We start from the raw sequence: 17,607 nt of genomic DNA, 5'->3' as shown, positions 1-17,607 counted from the left end.
TGGGTTTTGCCTGAGCGCAACGCTGTGATTGCCGGGTTGCGCTGTTGCACATTGAGACGGTGTGAGACGGTGGTGAAACAGTGGCTGTTCGGCCTCTTCGCGGGCCCTGTCTCAACATGAAACACCCTGTCGCGAAATGGCACGCTGCAAATGGCCATCCCGGCTCCTGGCCAAGCCCCGAAAACCGCTTAACAGGTTGAAAGGAAACGCTTTTACCCTAACTGGCACAGTTCCTGTATCACAACCGTCACATGCACACCTGCTGTACCAAAGCGTGCGAAAACGATAAGAACAACAACCGTGGAGGTCTGACCTTGAAGACGACTCGACTCCGGCGGCATGCGGGCAAACTGGCGCTGGTCGCCGCCGCGCTGCTGAGCACCCAGGCCATGGCGGCCGAGCAGGGCCCGAGCCTGTTGCAGAACAAGTGCATGGGGTGCCATATCCCCGAAGGCAACGACGCCTATAGCCGCATCAGCCACCAGCGCAAGACACCGGAAGGCTGGCTGATGAGCATTGCCCGCATGCAGGTGATGCATGGCCTTCAGATCAGCGACGACGATCGTCGCACGCTGGTCAAATACCTGGCCGACAAACAGGGCCTGGCGCCCAGCGAAACCGATGGCGTGCGTTACGCCATGGAGCGTCGGCTCAATACCGTCGAGCACTTCGACACCCAGCTCAGCGAGACCTGTGGCCGTTGCCACTCGGGTGCCCGTGTCGCCTTGCAACGGCGCCCGGCCAAGGAGTGGGAACACTTGGTCCACTTCCACCTTGGCCAATGGCCGTCCCTTGAATACCAGGCCCAGGCGCGTGACCGCGACTGGCTGCCGATCGCCCTGCAGCAAGTGGTGCCGGACCTTGCCAAGCGCTTCCCGATGGACAGCGCGGCCTGGGACGAATGGCAGAAGGCCAAACCCAAGGCGGACGTACTGCCGGGGCAGTGGGCATTCAGCGGCCATATGCTGGCCAAGGGCGATGTACGTGGGGTGATGAGCGTCACGGCCGGAGAGGGCGATACCTTCAAGGTCGAGGTCAAGGGCGCATACGCCGACGGTACACCGTTCAACGGCAGCGGCTCGGCCATCCTGTACAACGGTTATGAATGGCGGGGCAATGTGAAGGTTGGCGATGCCAACCTGCGCCAGGTGTTCGCCGCGCTGGATGGCGAAATGAAAGGCCGTATGTTCGAAGCCGATCACGATGAGCGCGGCCTGGACTTCAGCGCCGTAAAAGAAGGCAAGACGCAGTTGCTGGCGGTACAACCGGCGTTCATCAAAGCCGGAGGCGAAAGCGAACTCACCCTGGTTGGCAGCGGCCTGACTGGCAAGCCGGACCTGGGCGCCGGGGTGGAAGTGACCGAAGTGCTGGAGCAGACCCCGACCCTGGTAAGGGTCAAGGCCCGTGCCGCGGCCGATGCCAGGCCAGGGCTGCGGGAGGTGGCGGTAGGTGCGCTCAAGGGCGTGAACCTGGCGGTTTACGACAAGGTCGACGAAGTGAAGGTCGTGCCGGCGTTCTCCATCGCGCGCATTGGCGAGAACGGTGCCTCCGTGCCGAAAGTGCAGGGGCGTTTCGAGGCCGAAGCCTGGGGCAAGGATGCCAATGGCCAGCCGCTGCGTATCGGCTACCTGCCGGCCAGCTGGAAGGTCGAGCCGTTCAACGAGCGTGCTGTCGAGGATGAAGACGTCAAGTTCGCCGGGCAGATGCAGGCCGACGGTGTGTTCGTGCCAGGCGGTGCCGGGCCCAACCCTGAGCGCAAGATGATGACCAACAACGCCGGTAACCTGAAGGTCATCGCCACGCTGGCCGACGGTGGCCAGACCGGCGAAGGGCACATGATCGTCACCGTACAGCGCTGGAATAACCCGCCGCTGCCGTAACGGCAGGCTGCAACGGTTTTCCAACGGATCGATTATCGGGAGGTCGCCATGGGCGTACTACTGAACCTGGTCGAACGCAACCTGCACGAAGTACAGGTTGATGCCGACCGCATGCTGTTCCATATCCCCAGCAGTTCGCTGTTTACCGCTGACGCGGTGACCGGCGGCATCATCGACACCTTGCGCCAGCAAGGCTGCTCGGCCGAGGAGCTGATGCAGCGCCTTGGCCAGCAGTTTGCCGGCGACGATATCCAGGACACCCTGCGCGAGCTGATCGCGCTGGAGCTGGTCAGCGACGGCTCGCCGCTGACCCCGGAAATCGCCCTCAGGCAAGTCGAGCGCACCGCACTTAACACCGTGGTGCTCAACGTCAACACCGGTTGCAACCTCAGCTGCACCTATTGCTACAAGGAAGACCTGGACAAGCCTTCCGCCGGCAAGAAGATGAGTACCGCCACCGCCGAAGCCTCGGTGGAGATGCTGCTCAAGGAATCACCCAACGAGCAGCGCTACAGCGTGGTGTTCTTCGGTGGCGAACCGCTGTCCAACCGGCCGTTGATCGAACACATGGTGGCTTACTGCGAGCGGCGGTTCGCCGAAGCGGGCAAGCAGGTGGAGTTCATCATGACCACCAACGCTACTTTGCTGACCGAAGAAATCATCGATTGGCTCAACGCCCACCGCTTTGGCCTGTCGATCAGCATCGATGGCCCCAAGACCGTGCATGACCGCAACCGTATCACCGTGGGCGGGCAGGGCACCTATGACGTGGTGCGGCGCAAGGCCGACCTGCTGCTGTCGCGCTACACCAGCCGGCCGGTGGGCGCGCGGGTCACGCTGACCCGTGGCATTACTGACGTTGAAACCATTTGGAACCACCTGTTCAACGAAATGGGTTTCGCCGAGGTCGGCTTTGCCCCGGTTACCTCTGGCGACATGGCCGACTTCAACCTCACTGGCGACGAGCTGGTGCAAGTCTTCGCCAACATGAAGGCGCTCGGCCGGCGCTACCTGGAGGCGGCACTGGAGCACCGCAACATCGGGTTCTCCAACCTGCATCAGCTGATCACCGACATCCACGAAGGCCACAAGAAGGCCCTGCCGTGTGGCGCCGGGTTGAAGATGCTGGCAGTGGACCACGAAGGTGAGTTGAACCTGTGCCACCGCTTCACCGGCTCCAGCCTGCCCACCTTCGGTAACGTGCACCAGGGCGTGAAGCAGGTGCAGCTCAACGACTTCCTGTCGCAGCGCCTGGACCGCAGCAACACCGGCTGTGAAAGCTGTCGTATCCGCAACCTGTGCTCCGGCGGCTGCTACCACGAAAGCTATGCGCGCTACGGCGACCCGCAGCACCCGACGTATCACTACTGCGAACTGATGCGCGACTGGGTGGACTTCGGCATTGAAGTCTACAGCCGCATCATGGCCGCCAACCCGGCCTTCATCGATCGCTACATCACCCCGCGGAAGGCGCACTGACATGAAGCACTTGAAGCCCCTGAACAACAAGGCGCGCATCCTGGAGCAGGCCGCCGCCGAAGACCGTGTCGAAGAAGTGATGGCAATGAGCGCGGTGGCCGGCTGCACGGCCACTACCGACCCGGGCTGGGAGGTGGACGCCTTTGGCGGCGTGAGCTCGCTGTGCCAGCCGATGGAGGCTGACCTTTATGGTTGTTCCGACCCTTGCTGGTGGCCGGCCCAGGTGCCGGACATGATGAGCACCTACCAGGACTGGAACGCCCAGGCGACCAACTCGGCAGAGGACTGGCGCAACCTCGGCACCGTGTTCCCGAAAGACAAGTGACGGCCCAACAAGAATGACAAGGGGAAACCGCATGAAAGCTGGACGCTGCGCGCCATTGGCGCTCACCATCGCCGCCATGGCTTGCGCCGGGCAGGCACAGGCCGACGACACTGGCCCGGCACTCAAGGCTGGCCACGAATACATGATCGTGACCAACTACCCGAACAACCTGCATGTGGTCGATGTGGCCAGTGACGCGGTCTACAAGAGCTGCCGGATGCCCGACAAGTTCGGCCCTGGCACCGCGATGATGGCGCCGGACAACCGCACCGCCTACGTGCTCAACAACCATTACGGCGACATCTACGGCATCGACCTGGACACCTGCAAGAACACCTTCCACGCCAACCTGTCCAGCGTAGCCGGTGAAGTCGGCCGGTCGATCTATTCGTTCGCCATCAGCCCAGACGGCAAAGAGGTGTATGCCACGGTCAACCCGACCCAGAGGCTGAACGACCATTACGTGGTCAAGCCACCCCGGCTGGAGGTGTTCAGCACCGCCGATGGCCTTCAGGCCAAGCCCGTACGCAGCTTCCCGATGCCGCGCCAGGTGTACCTGATGCGCGCATCCGACGATGGCAGCCTGTACGTTGCCGGGCCGGACATTTACAAGATGGACGTGAAGACCGGCAAATACTCGGTAGCCCTGCCGCTGCGCAACTGGAACCGCAAAGGCTACAGCGCCCCGGATGTGCTGTACTTCTGGCCGCACCAGAGCCCGCGCCATGAGTTCACCATGCTGTACACCATTGCCAAGTTCAAGGATGACAAGCAGGACCCGGCCACCGCCGAACCGCTGTATGGCTACCTGAGCATCGACCTGAAGACCGGCAAGACCCACACCCAGGAGTTCGCCGACCTGACCGAGCTGTACTTCACTGGCCTGCGCTCGCCCAAGGACCCGAACCAGATCTACGGCGTGCTCAACCGCCTGGCCAAGTACGACATCAAACAGCGCAAGTTGATCAAGGCGGCTAATCTGGAGCACACCTACTACTGCGTGACGTTCGACAAGAAGGGCGACAAGCTTTACCTGGGCGGCACCTTCAATGACCTGGCGGTGTTCAACCCAGACACGCTGGAAAAGGTGAAGAACATCAAGTTGCCGGGGGGTGACATGTCTACCACGACGCCGCAGGTGTTCGTTCGCTAAACCGGTGTGTGCTTCTTCGCGGGTAAACCTACAAAGGACGGTGCCACATTTGAGGCCGGTGGAGGTTTTTGTAGGAGCGGGTTTACCCGCGAAGAGGCCAGCACAGAAAACACAAGAACAACAAGAGAATGCCCATGCCCCAGCCAAGCTACACCCAGGGCAACCAGGACAAGCCCCTGCTGACCCAATGCATCGGCGACGCCTTCGACGCCACCGTGGCCCGCTTCCCCGACCGTGAGGCGCTGGTGGTTCACCATCAGGCCCTGCGCTACACGTGGCGGCAACTGGCCGACGCCGTCGACCAGCACGCCCGCGCGCTTATGGCCCTGGGCGTGCAGCCCGGTGACCGTCTTGGCATCTGGGCACCCAACTGCGCCGAGTGGTGCATTACCCAGTTCGCCAGCGCCAAGGTTGGCGCGATCCTGGTCAACATCAACCCGGCCTACCGTTCCAGCGAACTGGACTACGCCCTTGGCCAGTCCGGCTGCCGCTGGGTGATCTGTGCCGATGCGTTCAAGACCTCCGATTACCACGCCATGCTGCAGGGCCTGCTCCCGGGCCTGGCCAGCAGCCAACCGGGTGCGCTGATCTGCGAGCGCTTCCCCGAACTGCGTGGCGTGGTCAGCCTGGCGCTGTCGCCACCGCCGGGGTTTCTGGCCTGGCACGCATTGCAGGCCCGTGCCGAGGTTGTCAGCGGCGAGGCCCTGGCCGCGCGCCAGGCACAACTGCGTTGCGACGACCCGATCAACATTCAGTACACCTCAGGCACCACCGGTTTCCCCAAGGGGGCCACCCTTAGCCACAGCAATATCCTCAACAACGGGTACATGGTCGGTGAAAGCCTGGGCCTTACCGAGCACGATCGGCTGGTGGTGCCGGTGCCGCTGTACCACTGCTTCGGCATGGTCATGGCCAACCTTGGCTGCATGACCCACGGCAGCGCACTGATTTACCCCAGCGATGCCTTCGACCCGCTGGCCACGCTGCGGGCAGTGGCGCAGGAAAAAGCCACTGCGCTGTATGGCGTGCCGACCATGTTCATTGCCGAACTGGACCATCCGCAGCGTGGTGAATTCGACCTGTCGAGCCTGCGCACCGGGATCATGGCCGGCGCGACCTGCCCAATCGAGGTGATGCGCCGGGTGATTGGCGAGATGCACATGGCCGAAGTGCAGATTGCCTATGGCATGACCGAGACCAGCCCGGTGTCCTTGCAGACCGGTGCCGCTGACGACCTGGAGCGTCGCGTGACCAGCGTCGGTCGCACCCAGCCCCGGCTGGAGAGCAAGGTGGTGGACGCCGAAGGCAACACTGTCCCGCGTGGCGAGATCGGCGAACTGTGCACCCGCGGCTACAGCGTGATGCTGGGTTACTGGAACAACCCCAAAGCCACCGCCGAGAGCATCGACGCAGAGGGCTGGATGCACACCGGCGACCTGGCGGTGATGGACGAGCAGGGCTATGTGCGTATTGTCGGGCGCAGCAAGGACATGATCATTCGCGGCGGCGAGAACATTTACCCGCGCGAGCTGGAGGAGTTCTTCTTCACCCACCCGGCGGTGGCCGATGTGCAGGTGATTGGCGTGCCCTGCAGCAAGTACGGTGAAGAGATCGTGGCCTGGGTGCGCCTGCACCCGGGGCATGCTGTCAGTGAAGAAGCGTTGCGTGAGTGGGCGAGGGCAAGGATTGCGCACTTCAAGGTGCCCAGGTACTTCCGTTTTGTCGACGCGTTTCCGATGACGGTTACGGGCAAGGTGCAGAAGTTCCGGATGCGCGAGATCAGTGTCGAGGAGCTGTCTGCCAGATGACCTTTTACGTGCCCAAGGTGAACGCCTTGCTCAAGATTCGAACATCCTGCGCGGTCGCCCGTAGGAGCGGGTTCACCCGCGAAAGGGCCGGCCCTGCTGGCCAATCTCTACCCGCTGTTCACCGTCGCAGCCGCCACCGTATTCGCGGGTAAACCCGCTCCTACGCGGTCGCGGACACACAGCGGGAGTTGAACACATGCCGTTGTAGGAGCGGGTTTACCCGCGAAGGGGCTGGCCCTGCTGGCCAACATCCCTGGCCAATCAGCGGGCCAGGCCTGAACGACGCTCGCGCAGCGCCTTGTCGACTTCGGCCTCGATCTTGTAGGCCGGCCCCTCCAGGTCGTCGTAGTTACGCGTATAGCGTCGGGCAAACGCCTCCACGCCCAGCTCCTGATACTGCTGCACATGCTTGAGCTCGTGCGCCCACAAGGCCACGTTGTCCTCGGCATCGGCGGCCCGGCGGAAGATGATCGTGTCGATCAGTGTAACGGCGTTCACATCGGGGTTCTGCAATAGCGCATTGGCTGCGCTCATCTGTTGCTCATCCCCCACCCGGAAGCGCGCCGCGTCGAGCACGGCAAAGTCATACCAAGGTTCAAGCTGCGCCCGAATATGCAACGGAATCGGCTGCACTCCGCTGGCCGTGGCTTCGTCGCGGGCCTGGCGCAAGGCGTAGGTCAGGCTGGACGAGGCCATGACCTCCACATCCTTGAGGATCTGCCCGGCCTGGCCTGGGTCGATCGGGGCGCAGAAGCAGCCCATCAGGCACACTTGATACTGCCCAGGCGGGCAGGCCTGTTCGGCAAGCGCTGGCAGGGCCAATAGCAAACTCAGCAGGGCACTAATCCGTCTCATGCAGGGCCTGTTCGACAAACTGGCGGCTGGCGCCCAGTACCTGCGCTTGCACGCTTTCACTGGCCAGCATGCGCCCGACCAGCAATGCCCCTACGCACTGGCTTATCAGCACCCAGGCCAGCTGCTCATCCTCCAAGGTTGTGCTCCAGGCCTGGTGCAGCTCTACCAGCCAGTGCTCAGCCACTTCACGCACCGGCGTGTCGGCCCGGGCGATTTCCACACCCAGCGGCGGCAGCGGGCATCCACCTTCGGCATTGCGCAGGTGGGCCAGGCTCAGGTACTGCTGCAGACAGCGGCCCAGGCGTTCGCGGTTGGCGCCTTGGCAAGCCAGGCGTGCCAGGGGGCTGTTGCTCAGCTCCTGGCGTACCACCTCGGTAAACAGGTCGTCCTTGGACGGGAAGTGGTTGTAGAAGGCACCGCCGGTCAGGCCGATCGCTTTCATCAACCCGGCCACGCCGGTGCTGGCAAAACCCCCGCGTTTGGCCAGCGCGCCGCTGCTGGCCAGCAACCGTTCGCGGGTTTGCTGTTTGTGTTCGTTGGAATAGCGCATTCACATGCCTCGGCAGACAGGCTTGACGATGACCGCGATCATAGCATAGCGTTCGTTTACTAAACGATCATTTACCCATGGAGGCAGGCATGTCAGAACAACAAAAAGTCGTGCTGGTGATCGGGGCGGGCGACGCCACTGGGGGTGAGATCGCCAAGCGCTTTGCGCGTGAGGGCTATATTGCCTGCGTAACCCGGCGCCAGGCCGACAAACTGCAGCCGCTGCTGGAGGAAATACACGCTGCTGGCGGCCAGGCCTACGGTTTTGGCTCTGATGCGCGCAAGGAAGAGGAGGTGACCGCGCTGGTGGAGACTATCGAGCGTGATATAGGTCCGATTGAGGCATTTGTCTTCAATATCGGTGCGAATGTGCCGTGCAGCATTCTCGAGGAAACCCCACGCAAGTACTTCAAGATCTGGGAAATGGCCTGCTTTGCCGGTTTCCTCACCGCGCAGGCGGTGGCCCGGCGCATGGTTCAGCGTGAGCGCGGCACCCTCCTGTTCACCGGCGCTACAGCCGGTACCCGCGGCGCAGCCGGTTTTGCCGCCTTCGCCGGCGCCAAGCATGGCTTGCGTGCCCTGGCACAGAGCATGGCGCGCGAGTTGGGGCCACGCAACATCCATGTCGCCCATGTGCTGGTGGACGGAGCCATCGACACGGCCTTCATCCGCGACAGCTTCCCCGAGCGCTATGCCCTCAAGGACCAGGATGGCATCCTTGACCCGGCGCACATTGCCGACAGTTACTGGTTCCTGCACGCCCAGCCCCGCGATGCCTGGACCTTCGAGCTGGACCTGCGTCCCTGGATGGAACGCTGGTAACCCCCGTTAACATGCAAGGACCGTCACCATGCAAACGTCTGTCGATTTCTTTTTTGACCTGGGTAGCCCGGCCAGCTACCTGGCCTGGACCCAACTGCCGAACCTGTGTGCCCGCCACGGCGCTACGCTGCGCTACCGGCCAATGCTGCTTGGCGGGGTTTTCCAGGCTACCGGCAATGCTTCGCCGGCCATGATCCCGGCCAAAGGGCGCTACATGTTCACCGACCTGGCCCGCTTTGCCGAACGCTACGGTGTGCCGTTCGGGATGCCGCCGGGCTTTCCGGTCAATACCCTGACGTTGATGCGCGGCGTGACAGGTACCCAGTTGCATTCACCGGATCGGTTCGAGGCATTGCTATCGGTGCTGTTCACCGGGCTGTGGGTACAGCGCCGCAACCTGAGCGACAGCGCTGTGCTGAATGAAACACTCGCGCAGGCAGGCTTCGACCCGCAGGTTTTTCATGCCCTGGCCGCTGACAGCGAAGTAAAAGCAGCGTTAAAGCAGGCGACCGAGGCCGCTGTGGCGCGCGGGGTGTTTGGCGCGCCCACCTGTTTTGTCGGTGATGGGATGTTCTTCGGCCAGGACCGCCTGGACTTTGTAGAGGAGGCGCTGCGTCAGGGGGCCAGCAGCCTCTCCAGCTGAGTGCGCTCCCACAGGCTGAGCAGGTCGGTGGGGTTGGTGCCATAGCGCTGCCAGTGCTCGAGCCCGGCCTGTTCGCCGCCGGGGGCTTGGCAATGAACGCAATGCGCCAAGCCTTCAGTATCCAAGGCCAACGTCAGTTGCCAGCCCTGGATACCGACATCGACCAAGCCACCCTCGCGGCGTGCAGCCACCTCAAGGTGGTGCACGCCAAGGGCCACATTACGCAGGCACTGATAGACATCCCGGGCGCTCAGTGAAGGTCTGTGCGTCAAGATCAGAAATTCGCCGGCGTGTTGGCGCTGATGATCTCGGCCTCATCCGGGCCGATGTTCTTGAAACTGTGCGGCAGGGTCGTGGGGATGTAGTAGCCGTCGCCCGAATTGAGGACGCTGACCTGGCCGTCGACCCACAGCTCGACGGTGCCACGGGTGACCAACCCGCATTCTTCGCCTTCAGCGTGCACGATCGGCTCGCCAGAGTCGGCGCCGGGTGCGTACAGCTCACGCAGCATGCGCATTTGGCGGCCTTCGACGCTGGCGCCGACCAGCAGCATGCGCAGGCCATTGCGGCCCAGGTCGGGTTGTTCGCCACCACGGAATACGTAGCGTTCCTCGCGCACCGGCTCGTCGAAGCTGAAAAACTCCGCCAGGCTCATGGGGATGCCCTCGAGCAGTTTTTTCAGGGAGCTGACCGAAGGGCTGACGCGATTCTGCTCGATCTGCGAGATCGTCGAATTGGTCAGCCCGCTGCGACGGGCCAGTTCCCGTTGGGAGAGGTTGTTGCGTTCACGCACCAGTTTGAGTCGCGTCCCCGTGTCCATAGCCGCCTTGTAATCAGAGGTGTCAATAATAATGAGCGATGCGCATTAAAACACACTCTGCGCCCTTGCGCGCTGTGCTTCTCAAACCCGCTGCTCACGCGGCATTGGCCACAGCCCGACCAGCAGCAACAGCACGGCCACGGCCAGGAATGGCAAGCGCGGATCAAGGGCATACACCAAGGTACCGGCGAGCGGCCCGATCACCGCGCCCATGCCTTGGGCGGCGCCAATGGAGCCGGCCGTGGCGCCTTGTTCGGAGGCCTGCATGGCATTGGCCGCCAGCGCCGAAAACGCCGGGAAGACGAAGCCCATGCCGGCCGCCGCAACAAAATAGCAAGCCCACAGCCACGGCGCCGTGGTGGCCAGCGAGCCACAGGCAAAGCCCAGTGCCGATACCGTGGCACCCACCCGGATCATCTTCAGCGGTGGCCACTCCAGTTGGCGCAGTATCACCTGGGCCAGCATCAGTGCCACACCCACGGTGGTCAGGGCGATGCCAGCCGCCTGGGCCGCTTCGGCAGGGCCCAGATGCAAGCGGTCAAGGGCAAAGAAACCGACGATGATCTGCGACACGGTCACGCTGAGCATGGCGCTGAATGCCACCAGCAGCGGCCGGCGCAGGCGCGGGTCGTTCAGCCGCACCGGGCTGGGGGCGTGGCTGTGCGGCAGCGCCTGTGGTTTGAGGGTGAAAAACAGCACGAGGAAGGCAGTGGCCGGCAGCAGCGACATGATATGGAACGGCAGGCTCAGGCTGTGCCGCGCCAGCAGTGCGGCCAGCGCCGGCCCGACCACCAGACCGACGGCGTTGGCCGCCCCCAGTGAGGCCATGGCCCGCGCCCGGCGTTGCGGCTCCACATGGTCGGCGATCAGCGCATTGCAGCCTACCGGGATGGCGGCATAAAAGGCGCCGATGCAACCACGCGCGATCATCAGGCCGATGAACGCCAAGGTCGCCCCCGGCATCCAGCGCAGGGCGCCTTCGACGAACAGGCACAGCAGCCAGTAGGCCAGGGTGAAGCCGGCGCTGCCCAGCAGCAGGATGCGCCGGCGGCCCAGACGGTCTGCCGCGCGACCCCAGGGCCGGGCCAGCAGCACCCAGACCACGCCGGCCACGGTCACGGCGGCGCCGGCTTGCCAGGTGGCCATGCCAAGCTGGCGGGCTATCGGGCCGATCAGGGCGACGAACGCCATCATCGACATGGTGCAGGCCATGTTGGCCAGCAACAGCGGGCGCAGGTTCAGGGTGCTGGCAGGCAGGAGGGTTGCAGGATCCTTTGCGACGTTCATGGGCAGTCCAGGGCAGAGTGGCAAACAAAACCGATATTATTAGGAATCATTATCGATTGTCGAACCCCGTGCTGCTACCGTTCATTCGCTGCGGTGCAAGGGGCCAGGCCACATGCTACGCAACACACCGTCCCGGCGCACCCACGCATGCATCAAGGCGGCCCCCACATGCACCAGCACCGTGGCGAACAGCAGGTAGCCGGCCCAGCCATGGGCCTGGCGCAACACAGCATATAGCTGCAGGTTGTGGGGGGCGATGGCGGGCAAGCCGAGCGGGCGCGGGTAATCGCCTGCCGACAGCATGGCCCAGCCCAGCAGCGGCATGGCCAGCATCAGGCCATAGAGCAGCAGATGCGAGGCTCCGGCGGCCCAGCGCTGCAGTTTTGGCAGGTCGTTCGGCAGGGGCGGGTGAGGTAGGGTCAGGCGCACAGCAATGCGCAGTACCACCAGCACCAGCAGGGCCAGCCCGGTGGCCTTGTGCAGGCTGATCAGCACCGGGTGGCGTAGCGACAGGTCGGCGACCATGCTCACGCCGATGAACAGCATGGCCAGAATCAGCACGGCCATCAGCCAGTGCAACACGCGGGCGAAAGGGTGGAAGGCTTGAGGTTTCATGGCTTGGCTCCGGTGCTGAGCGATTCGCGGCTACGGCGGTTGAACGACTCGGAATAGGCGGCCGAGCGGGCGGCGAGGATCGGGTCGGCCGATGCCTCTATACCGCGCGGCAGGATCAGCGGGTCGAAGTTGAGATCGCGGCAGGCCCCTTGCTCGGGGGCGTCTACCTGTTCCAGCACCAGGGTGCCGGCGTCCACGCTGCGTCGCTCGGCGGGCCACGGCCGGGCAGGGTCGTCCACGGCATCGCCAGGTTCGGCCAGTACCAGGCGCAGCTTCCAACGCAACGGGCCTTGGGCAAGGCGCTGCTGCAAGTCGTGTTGCAGGAATTGCTTGTCATCAACCTGCGCGGGCAATGCCGCAAATGCAGTTTGTGGCTCGAGCTGCCAACGCACCGGGTGGGCCGCGCCAGCTGCGTCGATCAGGCGGAAGGCATTGATACTGTGGTATTGCGTGTTGGCGAAGCTGTCGCTGGGTTTGTAGCCCGCCGCCCATTGGCGAAACGCCGCGCTTTCCGGGTGGGCGGCGAAGAACGCCTGCAGCTTGCCAGGGTCCGGTTTGCCGGTTGCCGGGTCTGGTGCGCTCGCCAGTACTTGCTGGTAGAACCCTTGCGGCGTGCTGACTGCCAGCACCGGTGGGTTGTTCATGCCGGTCCGCCAGACCTGGCCATCGTCGGTGCTTAGCTCAATCGCCAGGCTGCGTACGGGTATACCCGTATCCGGGGCGAACGGGTTGGCGCCGCCGATGGCAAAACGGCCAACCACCGGCACCCGTTGCTGGCTGAAGGCGCGCGCCGTGGACAGGTTGGCGGCCTGCCCGCTGGCCTGGAAGTAGCCGCTCACGCACAAGCCCTTGGCGTGGTTCTTGCGGTAGCCGGGGTAATGCCCGGCCTGGGCTTCGAAGGTATCGATGATGCGCTGTGGCGTCAGTCGGGGTTCGCCGAGCCAGCCAGCGGCATAGGCAAAGCCGGCACCTGCGGCCAGCAGCACGCCGCCAATGGCGGCCAGGCGCAAGGCTTTGGCCGGGCCGTGCAAGGGTGTGTTCATGGTCATCGTCCGGTTCAGTGAAGGTGCCAGTACGACGTGTCAGGAAAAAAGTTATTCCCTCATCGGGAATAGAATTTGTTCACAGGCGTCTGCCCTTTACACTGACAACCCCAGAGGCCGGGACCTAGCCATGCATGATTTGGACGACCACCAGTGGCGCGAGCTGCTGGCCCGCCTGCGCCGCTTTGCCGTGTGGCTGACCCGCGAGCCGGGCAGCGCCGACGACCTGGTGCAGGCTACGGTCGAGCGGGCCCTGAGCCGTCGCGACCAGCAACGGGACGCCCATGCCCTGCGTGCCTGGCTGTTCACCATCCTTTATCGACAGTTCCTCGACAGTAAGCGCCGCGAGCGATTGCATGCGCGCTGGTTGTCCTGGTTCGGCCGTAACGAGCACGACGATGAGCCGGCCGGTGACAACCTCGAAACCATCGTCCTGGCACAGGCTGACCTGCAGGCGTTTGCCCGGCTGACGGCGGAGCAGCGTGCCTTGTTGTTGCTGGTCAGCATCGAAGGCTTGAGTTACAAGGAGGCCGCCCAGGCTTTGGGTATCCCCATCGGCACTGTGATGTCGCGCCTGTCGCGCGCGCGCAATGCCTTGCGCGAACTGACCGAGGGCAACCCCCAACCCCCGGCCTTGCGGAGACTGAAATGACGCGCCTGATCCCCAGCGATGACGAATTGCACGCTTACGTCGATGAGCGCCTGGAACCTGTGCGCCGGGCCGAGGTGCAGGCCTGGCTGGCGGCCAACCCGCAAGCTGCGGCACGGGTGGAAGGCTGGCGCGCCGATGCCCGGCGGCTGCGCACAGCGCTGGCCGGGTTGGGCGAGCTGCCCGGTGCGGCGCAGCTGGACCTTGGCCAGTTGCGTCGGCAATTGCGCCAGCGTCGGCAGCGGCGCTGGGCTGCGGCGGCGGTGGTGATGCTGGCGTTGGGTGTGGGGGGCTTGAGCGGCTGGCAAGTGCGCGATGCAACCTTGGCGCGGGTCGACCTGCCCATGGCTGATGCTGTTCAGGCGCACCGTTTGTTCGCCAGCAGTGAAGCACTGGATATCCAGGCCAGTGATCCTGGGCAGTTGCGCGACTGGCTGGGCCGCCATTTCAGCCGGGTGGGCCAGTTACCGGACCTGGCGGGGTATGGCTTCAAACCGGTGGGCGCGCGCTTGCTGAGCAACGAGCAGGGGCCGGCTGCATTACTGGTGTTCGAAGATGGCAAGGGCCAGCGCATCAGCCTGTTCCTGCGCTCGCCGGGCGACCTTTATCGGCGCATGCCGGACGGGCAGCGGGTCGATGGCCAGCTGGAGGCGCGGTACTGGTCGCATGGGGCTTATAACTTTGCCTTGGTCAGCGCGGCGGACGATGTGCGTGGGGCGGGGGTGGGGGAGGCGTTGAGGTTGGGGTTGTAAGCACCGATAGCCTAGGCTCTGTACGAAAAGCCTTGATACTTGTTCATGCTGCGTTGAAAACAGCCTCGGAATGCTCATGTACTCCAGTACAGTCGGGCGCGACCCCGGCCGTTCCTCGGCTGTTTTCGCCTTGCCTGACCTGCGTCTCAAGACTTTTCGTACAGAGCCTAGGATTGTCGCTTAAGCTGATTCACACGAGCCGCATTAAACCATTCTGCACCGTACATATTGGATATCGATGCAAGGCGCTGAACATCACTCGGCATGCCAAGCGTTGTTGTCGGGTGATTGAATCTAAAAAAAATCTCCTCATCAATTGGCAAGCGCGTATGAGTGGCCATGTAGTCGAGCACATTAGATGCGATAATGTCAGTGTCGGCGAACATGTGATCGAGTGGAACACTTAATTCGCTAATAGAAATGGTTGAGGACGTGCTGGAAGTCGACAAACGACGTGAGCTTACCCGTTCGGGGGAGGGATAAGCCATCAAGCCGGTTGCTGATGATCCGTCTGTCGCAGCCTCGAGTGATTGGGAGGTTGTGATGCTCACAGGTGATCTGGACCTGGAGCGTGAGGATGAGCTTGAGCTCAAACTCTCTACTGAAGAGCTTCTTGACGAACTGACCGAATTGGGGCGCGTCAGTTGTCTTCCTGCAGGTTGCCGTCCCGTGGTCTGAAGCGTGTTGCCACCGCGCGTCCGCCACATATGCCCGGACGGATCGTCTCTGTTGACAGGGTCGCCGGCACAGTATGCATAGGCGTTGATGCCTCCATGTCCGAAGGGGCTTAAATGATCGGCTGAATAGAAGCGGTTCAGGGTGGTGGAATAGATTCGGTATCCGTTACCGAGGACATACAGATCTGTTCCCAAGCTTCGATGCTGTCCATTGAACCCGAGCACCGAGCGCCCTTCACTGGCAACCGGCGCATACCCGTAGACCGTATAGCAATGCTGACAGGCATGATATCTGGAAGGCATGATGCACCCTAGGTTAATCTTCATTGCAAGCAGGTTGGCAGAGATGACCTGAGTTAAATACTGGCAATTTTGATAGGTGCAATCTTCGGCCGATGCCTCAAATGGAGTCGCGAAGGGAAATTTTTTGGTTGGAGTTGTAATCGGGGCTGAGTGCTGGCGCGCACACTATGAAAGCTCGCTCACTGTGGGACTGCCCGCTAACACCGGCGAAGCCGGTGCCACCCACCGCGTTGAATTCTTCGCGGATGAATCCGATCGCTGCACCGCCGCTCCCGAAGGGGCGGCGGTGGCTGTTGACACGGCGACAAGGTACCGGCGATCAGCTCAACTCCAGCCAGATCGGCGCATGGTCCGACGGCTTTTCCATCCCGCGCAGCTCATAGTCCACGCCCGCTGCCTTGATGCGCGGCAGCAATTGCTGCGAGGCCATGATCAGGTCGATGCGCAGGCCGCGCTTGGGCTCGTCCTCGAAGCCGCGGCTTCGGTAGTCGAACCAGCTGAAACGGTCTGTCACCTCCGGGTAAAGGTGGCGGAAGCTGTCTACCAACCCCCAGCCTTTCAAACGTTCCATCCACTCACGCTCCTCCGGCAGGAAGCTGCACTTGCCGGTCTTCAGCCAGCGTTTGGCGTTGTCCGGGCCAATGCCGATATCACAGTCTTGCGGCGAGATGTTCATGTCGCCCATCACCAGCACTGGCTGGTCGTTGCGGAACTGGCTTTCCAGCAGTGCCTGCAGGTCGCTGTAGAAGCGCTGCTTGGCCGGGAACTTGGTGGGATGGTCGCGGCTTTCACCCTGGGGGAAATAGCCGTTCATGATGGTGATCGGGCTGCCGTCGGCATCGGCGAAGGTACCCCAGATGAAGCGGCGCTGGGCATCTTCTTCGTCGGTGGCAAAGCCCTTGTGCAGGCTCAGCGGCGCCTGGCGCGACAGCAGGGCCACGCCGTAGTGGCCTTTCTGGCCGTGATAGTGCACGTGGTAACCCAGTGCCTGCACGTCGGCCAGCGGGAACTGATCGTCGCTGACCTTGGTTTCCTGCAGGCCGATCACGTCCGGCTGGTGCTTTTCGATCAGCGCCGCCAGCTGATGCGGGCGGGCCCGCAGGCCGTTGATGTTGAAACAGACGATCTTCATGGAAAGACAATCCCGGTAAAAGGCGCGATGCTAGCCGACATCGACCTTCATCACCAGCATGGCGGCCAGGCGAGCCTGCTGCTAACGTGCTGTTGGGGGTGAACGAAGCGCGCTGGGGCACCTCCAAGGCACTGAACGCCCATTCCAGGAGGTCTTTCCGCAATGCCCGAAACCACAGCCGCCCCGGCCCGTGTCTGCCTGCTCGACGATGGTTACAGCCGCGAGGCACGTTCGCTGCTGTACAACGCCTACCGCCACGAGCCCACCTTCGCCTATATCTTCGAAGCCCAGCGCCCGGGGTATGAGCGGCGCCTGCGGGTGATGGTGCGCGAATGGGTGCGCCAGCACTTCTACCTGCAACTGCCCGCCATTGGCCTGCTGGTCGAGGACCGCCTGATTGCCCTGGCCCTGATCGTGCCACCGCAGCGCCGGCTGGGCGTGGCCGACAGCTGGGCCTGGCGCCTGCGCATGATGCTGGGTACCGGCCTGCGCTGTACGCGGCGCTACATGGACTACCAGGCTGCGTTGGCCAGCTGTCTGCCCACTGACCAGGTGCATGTGCTGCCTTTGCTGGGGGTGCATCCGCAATTTCAGGGCAAGCACTACGGCGAGCAATTGTTACAAGCTGTGCACGACTGGTGCGCGGAAGACCCAGGCACCCAAGGGGTGGTGCTGGACACCGGTAACGAGCACTACCTGGCTTTTTACCAGCGTCAGGGTTATGAGGAAATTGGCGAAGTAGCTGTAGGACCAATCCGAGAGAGGGTGTTCTTTCATCCTAATCCAGTCTCTTCAAAACCCGCATTTGCCTGAAC

19 protein-coding genes and 1 pseudogene are annotated in these 17,607 nt (G+C 63.1%); 10 read left to right on the top strand and 10 right to left on the bottom strand.

The features are described from left to right. The first annotated feature begins 314 nt into the window (after positions 1 to 314). From peaA to ACZ889_RS20260, 5 genes are all read left to right on the top strand, one after another. Positions 315 to 1,880 (top strand): quinohemoprotein amine dehydrogenase subunit alpha, encoded by a 1,566-nt coding sequence (peaA, locus tag ACZ889_RS20280; protein ID WP_180689867.1) that lies wholly within the window; start codon positions 315 to 317, stop codon positions 1,878 to 1,880. Positions 1,881 to 1,928: 48 nt separating this feature from the next. Beyond that, entirely contained in the window at positions 1,929 to 3,359 is a 1,431-nt protein-coding gene (peaB, locus tag ACZ889_RS20275; RefSeq protein WP_014859936.1) for a quinohemoprotein amine dehydrogenase maturation protein, read from the top strand. A 1-nt stretch (position 3,360) separates the two neighbouring features. After that, the gene (gene qhpC, locus ACZ889_RS20270) at positions 3,361 to 3,684 is read left to right on the top strand and encodes a quinohemoprotein amine dehydrogenase subunit gamma (RefSeq protein ID WP_014590799.1); all 324 of its coding nucleotides are present in this window, start codon (positions 3,361 to 3,363) and stop codon (positions 3,682 to 3,684) included. A gap of 31 nt (positions 3,685 to 3,715) precedes the next feature. Further along, positions 3,716 to 4,837 carry a quinohemoprotein amine dehydrogenase subunit beta gene (gene peaD, locus ACZ889_RS20265; RefSeq protein WP_476257749.1) on the top strand — a complete coding sequence of 374 codons (1,122 nt, stop codon included), beginning with the start codon at positions 3,716 to 3,718 and terminating at the stop codon, positions 4,835 to 4,837. Between the two features lie 134 nt (positions 4,838 to 4,971). Further along, complete coding sequence (locus tag ACZ889_RS20260; RefSeq protein WP_180689870.1) at positions 4,972 to 6,645, top strand: fatty acid CoA ligase family protein; 1,674 nt, start codon at positions 4,972 to 4,974, stop codon at positions 6,643 to 6,645. Positions 6,646 to 6,906: 261 nt separating this feature from the next. On the opposite strand, the gene ACZ889_RS20255 is transcribed toward ACZ889_RS20260, so the two are convergent. Both ACZ889_RS20255 and ACZ889_RS20250 read right to left on the bottom strand, forming a co-directional pair. Then, entirely contained in the window at positions 6,907 to 7,500 is a 594-nt protein-coding gene (locus ACZ889_RS20255) for an eCIS core domain-containing protein (protein WP_047604966.1), read from the bottom strand. Further along, complete coding sequence (locus ACZ889_RS20250; protein ID WP_003248015.1) at positions 7,487 to 8,050, bottom strand: TetR/AcrR family transcriptional regulator; 564 nt, start codon at positions 8,048 to 8,050, stop codon at positions 7,487 to 7,489. The genes ACZ889_RS20255 and ACZ889_RS20250 overlap by 14 nt, the downstream gene beginning before the upstream one ends. A gap of 89 nt (positions 8,051 to 8,139) precedes the next feature. Here ACZ889_RS20250 and ACZ889_RS20245 point away from each other — a divergent pair, with 89 nt between their 5' ends. Both ACZ889_RS20245 and ACZ889_RS20240 read left to right on the top strand, forming a co-directional pair. Next, the gene (locus tag ACZ889_RS20245) at positions 8,140 to 8,871 is read left to right on the top strand and encodes an SDR family oxidoreductase (protein ID WP_476257748.1); all 732 of its coding nucleotides are present in this window, start codon (positions 8,140 to 8,142) and stop codon (positions 8,869 to 8,871) included. Positions 8,872 to 8,899: 28 nt separating this feature from the next. Next, positions 8,900 to 9,514, top strand: coding sequence for a 2-hydroxychromene-2-carboxylate isomerase (locus ACZ889_RS20240; RefSeq protein WP_180689871.1), 615 nt, complete (start codon positions 8,900 to 8,902; stop codon positions 9,512 to 9,514). Here ACZ889_RS20240 and ACZ889_RS20235 read toward each other — a convergent pair. From ACZ889_RS20235 to ACZ889_RS20215, 5 genes are all read right to left on the bottom strand, one after another. After that, positions 9,487 to 9,786, bottom strand: coding sequence for a DUF7693 family protein (locus tag ACZ889_RS20235; protein ID WP_012052548.1), 300 nt, complete (start codon positions 9,784 to 9,786; stop codon positions 9,487 to 9,489). The genes ACZ889_RS20240 and ACZ889_RS20235 overlap by 28 nt on opposite strands. Positions 9,787 to 9,788: 2 nt before the next feature. Beyond that, positions 9,789 to 10,334 (bottom strand): cupin domain-containing protein, encoded by a 546-nt coding sequence (locus ACZ889_RS20230; RefSeq protein ID WP_003248033.1) that lies wholly within the window; start codon positions 10,332 to 10,334, stop codon positions 9,789 to 9,791. 81 nt (positions 10,335 to 10,415) lie between these two features. Beyond that, positions 10,416 to 11,621 (bottom strand): MFS transporter, encoded by a 1,206-nt coding sequence (locus ACZ889_RS20225; protein WP_003248036.1) that lies wholly within the window; start codon positions 11,619 to 11,621, stop codon positions 10,416 to 10,418. A gap of 81 nt (positions 11,622 to 11,702) precedes the next feature. Continuing rightward, the gene (locus ACZ889_RS20220; protein ID WP_003248038.1) at positions 11,703 to 12,236 is read right to left on the bottom strand and encodes a cytochrome b; all 534 of its coding nucleotides are present in this window, start codon (positions 12,234 to 12,236) and stop codon (positions 11,703 to 11,705) included. Continuing rightward, positions 12,233 to 13,285 (bottom strand): catalase family peroxidase, encoded by a 1,053-nt coding sequence (locus ACZ889_RS20215; protein WP_180689872.1) that lies wholly within the window; start codon positions 13,283 to 13,285, stop codon positions 12,233 to 12,235. The genes ACZ889_RS20220 and ACZ889_RS20215 overlap by 4 nt, the downstream gene beginning before the upstream one ends. Positions 13,286 to 13,409: 124 nt before the next feature. Here ACZ889_RS20215 and ACZ889_RS20210 point away from each other — a divergent pair, with 124 nt between their 5' ends. Further along, positions 13,410 to 13,931 carry a sigma-70 family RNA polymerase sigma factor gene (locus ACZ889_RS20210; RefSeq protein WP_476257747.1) on the top strand — a complete coding sequence of 174 codons (522 nt, stop codon included), beginning with the start codon at positions 13,410 to 13,412 and terminating at the stop codon, positions 13,929 to 13,931. Then, positions 13,928 to 14,680, top strand: coding sequence for an anti-sigma factor family protein (locus tag ACZ889_RS20205; protein ID WP_180689874.1), 753 nt, complete (start codon positions 13,928 to 13,930; stop codon positions 14,678 to 14,680). Before ACZ889_RS20210 ends, ACZ889_RS20205 begins: the two co-directional genes overlap by 4 nt. Before the next feature lie 167 nt (positions 14,681 to 14,847). On the opposite strand, the gene ACZ889_RS20200 is transcribed toward ACZ889_RS20205, so the two are convergent. From ACZ889_RS20200 to xthA, 3 genes and pseudogenes are all read right to left on the bottom strand, one after another. Continuing rightward, positions 14,848 to 15,231: a hypothetical protein gene (locus tag ACZ889_RS20200; RefSeq protein ID WP_227743119.1), complete on the bottom strand. Its 384-nt coding sequence runs from the start codon at positions 15,229 to 15,231 to the stop codon at positions 14,848 to 14,850. Between the two features lie 168 nt (positions 15,232 to 15,399). Further along, a pseudogene (locus tag ACZ889_RS20195) lies at positions 15,400 to 15,660 on the bottom strand (RHS repeat-associated core domain-containing protein); the annotation flags it as partial. 319 nt (positions 15,661 to 15,979) lie between these two features. Next, positions 15,980 to 16,792, bottom strand: a complete 813-nt coding sequence (xthA, locus tag ACZ889_RS20190; RefSeq protein ID WP_180689876.1) for an exodeoxyribonuclease III — start codon at positions 16,790 to 16,792, stop codon at positions 15,980 to 15,982. A 162-nt stretch (positions 16,793 to 16,954) separates the two neighbouring features. On the opposite strand from xthA, the gene ACZ889_RS20185 reads away from it, so the two are divergent. Further along, on the top strand, positions 16,955 to 17,605 hold the full coding sequence (locus tag ACZ889_RS20185) for a GNAT family N-acetyltransferase (protein WP_004576713.1): 651 nt from the start codon (positions 16,955 to 16,957) through the stop codon (positions 17,603 to 17,605). The last annotated feature ends 2 nt before the right edge of the window (positions 17,606 to 17,607 follow it).

It is taken from the genome of Pseudomonas sp. TE3895, from assembly GCF_056278855.1.
The sequence above is the reverse complement of the archived record's forward strand: the minus strand, read 5'-3'. Positions and strand labels throughout refer to the sequence as shown.

Coding starts and splice junctions, on each gene's coding strand:
- xthA (WP_180689876.1), bottom strand. CDS start 16,792: ATGAAGATCGTCTGTTTCAACATCAACGGCCTGCGGGCCCGCCCGCAT.
- ACZ889_RS20225 (WP_003248036.1), bottom strand. CDS start 11,621: ATGAACGTCGCAAAGGATCCTGCAACCCTCCTGCCTGCCAGCACCCTG.
- ACZ889_RS20205 (WP_180689874.1), top strand. CDS start 13,928: ATGACGCGCCTGATCCCCAGCGATGACGAATTGCACGCTTACGTCGAT.
- ACZ889_RS20210 (WP_476257747.1), top strand. CDS start 13,410: ATGCATGATTTGGACGACCACCAGTGGCGCGAGCTGCTGGCCCGCCTG.
- ACZ889_RS20230 (WP_003248033.1), bottom strand. CDS start 10,334: ATGGACACGGGGACGCGACTCAAACTGGTGCGTGAACGCAACAACCTC.
- ACZ889_RS20220 (WP_003248038.1), bottom strand. CDS start 12,236: ATGAAACCTCAAGCCTTCCACCCTTTCGCCCGCGTGTTGCACTGGCTG.
- ACZ889_RS20245 (WP_476257748.1), top strand. CDS start 8,140: ATGTCAGAACAACAAAAAGTCGTGCTGGTGATCGGGGCGGGCGACGCC.
- qhpC (WP_014590799.1), top strand. CDS start 3,361: ATGAAGCACTTGAAGCCCCTGAACAACAAGGCGCGCATCCTGGAGCAG.
- peaD (WP_476257749.1), top strand. CDS start 3,716: ATGAAAGCTGGACGCTGCGCGCCATTGGCGCTCACCATCGCCGCCATG.
- ACZ889_RS20250 (WP_003248015.1), bottom strand. CDS start 8,050: ATGCGCTATTCCAACGAACACAAACAGCAAACCCGCGAACGGTTGCTG.
- peaB (WP_014859936.1), top strand. CDS start 1,929: ATGGGCGTACTACTGAACCTGGTCGAACGCAACCTGCACGAAGTACAG.
- ACZ889_RS20215 (WP_180689872.1), bottom strand. CDS start 13,285: ATGACCATGAACACACCCTTGCACGGCCCGGCCAAAGCCTTGCGCCTG.
- ACZ889_RS20240 (WP_180689871.1), top strand. CDS start 8,900: ATGCAAACGTCTGTCGATTTCTTTTTTGACCTGGGTAGCCCGGCCAGC.
- ACZ889_RS20185 (WP_004576713.1), top strand. CDS start 16,955: ATGCCCGAAACCACAGCCGCCCCGGCCCGTGTCTGCCTGCTCGACGAT.
- ACZ889_RS20255 (WP_047604966.1), bottom strand. CDS start 7,500: ATGAGACGGATTAGTGCCCTGCTGAGTTTGCTATTGGCCCTGCCAGCG.
- ACZ889_RS20260 (WP_180689870.1), top strand. CDS start 4,972: ATGCCCCAGCCAAGCTACACCCAGGGCAACCAGGACAAGCCCCTGCTG.